Here is a 3,784-nt window from a genome sequence, read left to right as displayed (position 1 = left end):
CCGCGTGGCCTCAATGGCCAGCGGCGGGATGGATACGCTGCCGCACAACGGCGCGGTCATTACGCTGCTCGCCATCACCGGACTCAGCCACCGCCAGGCCTACGGCGGGATCTTCGCCATCACCGTGATTAAGAGCCTGGCGGTCCTGTTCGTGATTGCCGTCTTCTATTTAACCGGTATCGTGTAACTGACAGTGTTTAACCGGTAACGCTAAGGAAAATAAGATGAATCTTCAAGGTAAAGTCGCGCTGATCACCGGCTCAACGAGCGGCATTGGTTTAGGGATCGCCCGGGTGCTGGCGAAAGCCGGAGCGCAGACCCTTCTCAACGGCTTTGGCGATAGCCAGGCCGCCTGCGCCGAGGTCGCGCAGCTGGGGCTCGCGCCGGGCTACCACGACGCCGACCTGCGCGACGTAGGCCAAATCGAAGCGATGTTCGCCTGGGCCGAACGCGAGTTTGGCGGCGTCGATATCGTCGTCAACAACGCCGGTATTCAGCACGTCGCGCCGGTCGAGTCCTTCGCCGTCGAGAAATGGGACGATATTCTCGCCATTAACCTGTCGAGCATTTTCCACACCAGCCGGCTGGCGCTGCCGCGCATGCGCGAACGCAACTGGGGACGCATTATCAACATCGCCTCGGTGCACGGTCTGGTAGCCTCTAAGGATAAGTCGGCCTACGTGGCGGCTAAGCATGGGGCGATCGGCTTGACCAAAACCCTGGCGCTGGAGACCGCCAGAACCGGCATCACCTGCAATGCTATCTGCCCCGGCTGGGTGCTGACCCCGCTGGTGCAGCAGCAGATCGACCGACGCATCGCCGAAGGCACGGACCCGCAGCTGGCCAGAGAGCAGCTGGTGGCCGAAAAGCAGCCCTCCGGCGAGTTCGTTACCCCGGAGCAGCTGGGGGAGATGGCGCTATTCCTGTGCAGCGATGCCGCCGCCCAGGTGCGCGGCGCCGCGTGGAATATGGACGGCGGCTGGGTCGCGCAATAGCCGTCGCGGGGCGGAAGACGGGGCTGCCGCATCGTCCTCCCGCCCCGCCGGGATTGCGTAAATAGCCTTGACCAATCAGGCGCTTATTTGCCCGCGGCGAAATCATTTCGAGCTATTGATAGCAGAATGATGTATGGTTGCCGGCCATTACATCAGGAAAAAATCATATGTCAGATCGAAAAGACTCGAAAACTCGCCGTAATTACCTTGTAAAATGCTCCTGCCCTAACTGCTCCCAGGAATCAGAACATAGCTTTAGCCGAGTACAAAAAGGCGCCCAGCTCATCTGCCCTTACTGCCACAAACTCTTCCAGTCATCACCCAGAAACGCCGCCTAATCCCTAAATGCCCGACGCTGATTGTGCCTTGCCCCGTTATTTAGATAATTCTTATTATTGGGTCGAATGAGACAATCGGTTGTATTCCGTTCAGGCAAATAGAAAACCCGCACTCCGGCGGGTTTTAAATAGCTCAATATTGTATTTCTTTGCATAACCCCGGGTTAGCGCATTCCTGTTTTTACCAGGAGTTTATTTGTTCCAAAAAATGACAGGCATTGTCAAAAGCTTTGATAATAAAACCGGCAGAGGCCTTATCGCCCCTTCCGACGGTCGTAAAGACGTTCAGGTTCATATTTCCGCATTATCCCCCGGCGAGTCCACGGCAATGACGCCCGGTATTCGCGTTGAGTTTCGTCGGGTTAACGGGCTGCGCGGGCCAACCGCGGCAAACGTCTATACCTGCTAGCCCTGCGTCCCGCCTAAAACATCTCCAGAAAACGCTTTACCGTCCGCGAGCGTTCAAAACGTCGCCACGCGATGGCGATCTCGGTCTTCAGCGACGCGTCCAGCAGGGGATGCCAGGTGACGTTGGGGTGGCGAATACAGGTCATCGACTGAGGCACCAGAGCAAAGCCGAAACCCGCGTCCACCATGCTAATGGAAGACGAGATCTGTGAAGATTGCCTGGCGCGGCTCATATCGACCCCAGCACGCCGGCAGCTAGCATAAACCTGCTCGTAGAGCCCCGGCGCGACCTCCGGCGGGAAAATAACCGGTACCGCGTCGCTCAGCTGCGCCAGAGAAAGCGCGCTTTCCCCGGAGAGCGGGTGCGAGCGATGCAGCGCGATAACCATCGGCTCCTCGGCAATAATGCGCAAATTAAAGGCCTTGCTGCTTTCACACGGCAGGCGCACAAAGGCGATATCCAGCTCCGCCTCGCCCAGGGCGTGCATCAGCGTCGCCATATTGCCTTCGACCTGGCGCAGGGCCACCGACGGATAGCGCTGCTGAAACTGGTACAGCAAAGAGAAAATCTGCGAATGAAAAGCTGCTGAACTGGTGATCCCCGGCACCAGGCTACCGTTCATGCCCCGCGCAATCCCCTTGGTTTTTTCCAGCGCCGCATCGCTTAAGGCGAGGATCTGACACGCGTCGACGTAGAACGACTCCCCGGCCTCCGTCAGCTCAACCCCGCGCGTCAGGCGGCGCAGCAGCGGGGTCCCTATTTCGCGCTCAAGACGCTGAATTTGCTGACTTAACGGCGGCTGAGAAATCCCAAGATCGTGGGCCGCCCGGGTGAAGTTCCGCGCCTCGGCGACGGCGACAAAATAACGTAAATAGCGAAGTTCCATATCGAAAACGTCTCAAACAAGGATGGATTCTATATTGGAACTGTGAGCTGAATCGGGTCAACATTTATTTAATCTTTCTTATATTTGTTGAACGAGGAAGTGGATTGTGAATCATTATCCTGAATGCACCTGCCAGGAGAGCCTGTGCGAAACCGTACGCGGCTTCTCTGCCCACCATCCTGATAGCGTTATCTATCAGACCTCTCTGATGAGCGCGCTGCTGAGCGGGGTCTATGAGGGGAGCACCACCATCGCCGACCTGCTGACCCACGGCGACTTCGGCCTCGGGACCTTTAACGAACTCGATGGCGAGCTGATAGCCTTTAGCAGCGAGGTCTACCAGCTGCGTGCCGACGGCAGCGCGCGTAAAGCCCGGGCGGATCAAAAAACGCCCTTCGCGGTGATGACCTGGTTCCGACCGCAGTACCGTAAAACCTTTGACCACCCGGTCAGCCGCCAGCAGCTGCACGACGTTATCAACCGGCAAATCCCCTCCGATAACCTGTTCTGCGCTCTGCATATTGATGGCCACTTTCGCCACGCCCACACCCGCACCGTGCCGCGGCAGACGCCGCCCTATCGGGCGATGACCGACGTGCTGGATGACCAGCCGGTTTTCCGCTTCAACCAGCGCAAGGGGACGCTGGTCGGCTTTCGCACCCCGCAGCATATGCAGGGCCTCAACGTTGCCGGCTACCACGAGCACTTTATTACCGACGATCGCCAGGGAGGCGGCCATCTGCTGGACTACCAGCTCGATAGCGGCGTGCTGACCTTCGGCGAGATCCACAAGCTGATGATTGACCTCCCGGCCGACAGCGCTTTCCTGCAGGCCGACCTGCATCCTGACAATCTCGATGCCGCCATTCGTGCGGTAGAAAACTAAGGAGCTTCAGATGGACAAACCGCGTCACGAACGTCAGTGGGCCCACGGTGCCGACCTCATCGTCAGCCAGCTTGAGGCCCAGGGCGTACGCCAGGTCTTCGGCATCCCCGGTGCCAAAATCGACAAGGTGTTTGATTCCCTCCTCGACTCCTCAATCCGCATTATTCCGGTGCGCCACGAGGCCAACGCCGCCTTTATGGCCGCGGCGGTCGGGCGGATCACCGGGAAAGCGGGCGTCGCGCTGGTCACCTCAGGTCCCGGCTGCCCAAA

General features: G+C 58.7%; 6 protein-coding genes and 1 pseudogene. 6 read left to right on the top strand and 1 reads right to left on the bottom strand.

Going from position 1 to position 3,784, the window contains the following annotated elements; genetic code table 11:
• The 4 genes and pseudogenes from PFH44_RS25795 to cspF form a co-directional block, all read left to right on the top strand.
• A pseudogene (locus PFH44_RS25795) lies at positions 1–187 on the top strand (GntP family permease); the annotation flags it as partial.
• A gap of 37 nt (positions 188–224) precedes the next feature.
• A complete protein-coding gene (locus PFH44_RS25790) occupies positions 225–995 on the top strand; it encodes a 3-hydroxybutyrate dehydrogenase (protein WP_045858706.1) in 771 nt (256 codons plus the stop codon).
• A 167-nt stretch (positions 996–1,162) separates the two neighbouring features.
• Positions 1,163–1,333 carry a YnfU family zinc-binding protein gene (locus tag PFH44_RS25785; RefSeq protein ID WP_217698331.1) on the top strand — a complete coding sequence of 57 codons (171 nt, stop codon included), beginning with the start codon at positions 1,163–1,165 and terminating at the stop codon, positions 1,331–1,333.
• A 196-nt stretch (positions 1,334–1,529) separates the two neighbouring features.
• Positions 1,530–1,742: a cold shock-like protein CspF gene (gene cspF / locus PFH44_RS25780; RefSeq protein WP_045858708.1), complete on the top strand. Its 213-nt coding sequence runs from the start codon at positions 1,530–1,532 to the stop codon at positions 1,740–1,742.
• A gap of 13 nt (positions 1,743–1,755) precedes the next feature.
• On the opposite strand, the gene PFH44_RS25775 is transcribed toward cspF, so the two are convergent.
• Positions 1,756–2,628, bottom strand: a complete 873-nt coding sequence (locus PFH44_RS25775) for a LysR family transcriptional regulator (RefSeq protein WP_045858711.1) — start codon at positions 2,626–2,628, stop codon at positions 1,756–1,758.
• A gap of 106 nt (positions 2,629–2,734) precedes the next feature.
• On the opposite strand from PFH44_RS25775, the gene budA reads away from it, so the two are divergent.
• A complete protein-coding gene (gene budA, locus PFH44_RS25770) occupies positions 2,735–3,514 on the top strand; it encodes an acetolactate decarboxylase (RefSeq protein WP_045858713.1) in 780 nt (259 codons plus the stop codon).
• 10 nt (positions 3,515–3,524) lie between these two features.
• A partial coding sequence (locus PFH44_RS25765) for a thiamine pyrophosphate-binding protein (protein WP_283826590.1) occupies positions 3,525–3,784 on the top strand: 260 nt, incomplete at its 3' end.

It is taken from the genome of Klebsiella sp. Ech2A (genome assembly GCF_030078455.1).
GTDB lineage: Bacteria > Pseudomonadota > Gammaproteobacteria > Enterobacterales > Enterobacteriaceae > Klebsiella > Klebsiella terrigena.
The sequence above is the reverse complement of the archived record's forward strand: the minus strand, read 5'-3'. Positions and strand labels throughout refer to the sequence as shown.

What these genes read in the sequence shown, in the direction of transcription:
- PFH44_RS25790 (WP_045858706.1), top strand. Translation starts at nt 225, where the DNA reads ATGAATCTTCAAGGTAAAGTCGCGCTGATCACCGGCTCAACGAGCGGC.
- PFH44_RS25775 (WP_045858711.1), bottom strand. Translation starts at nt 2,628, where the DNA reads ATGGAACTTCGCTATTTACGTTATTTTGTCGCCGTCGCCGAGGCGCGG.
- PFH44_RS25785 (WP_217698331.1), top strand. Translation starts at nt 1,163, where the DNA reads ATGTCAGATCGAAAAGACTCGAAAACTCGCCGTAATTACCTTGTAAAA.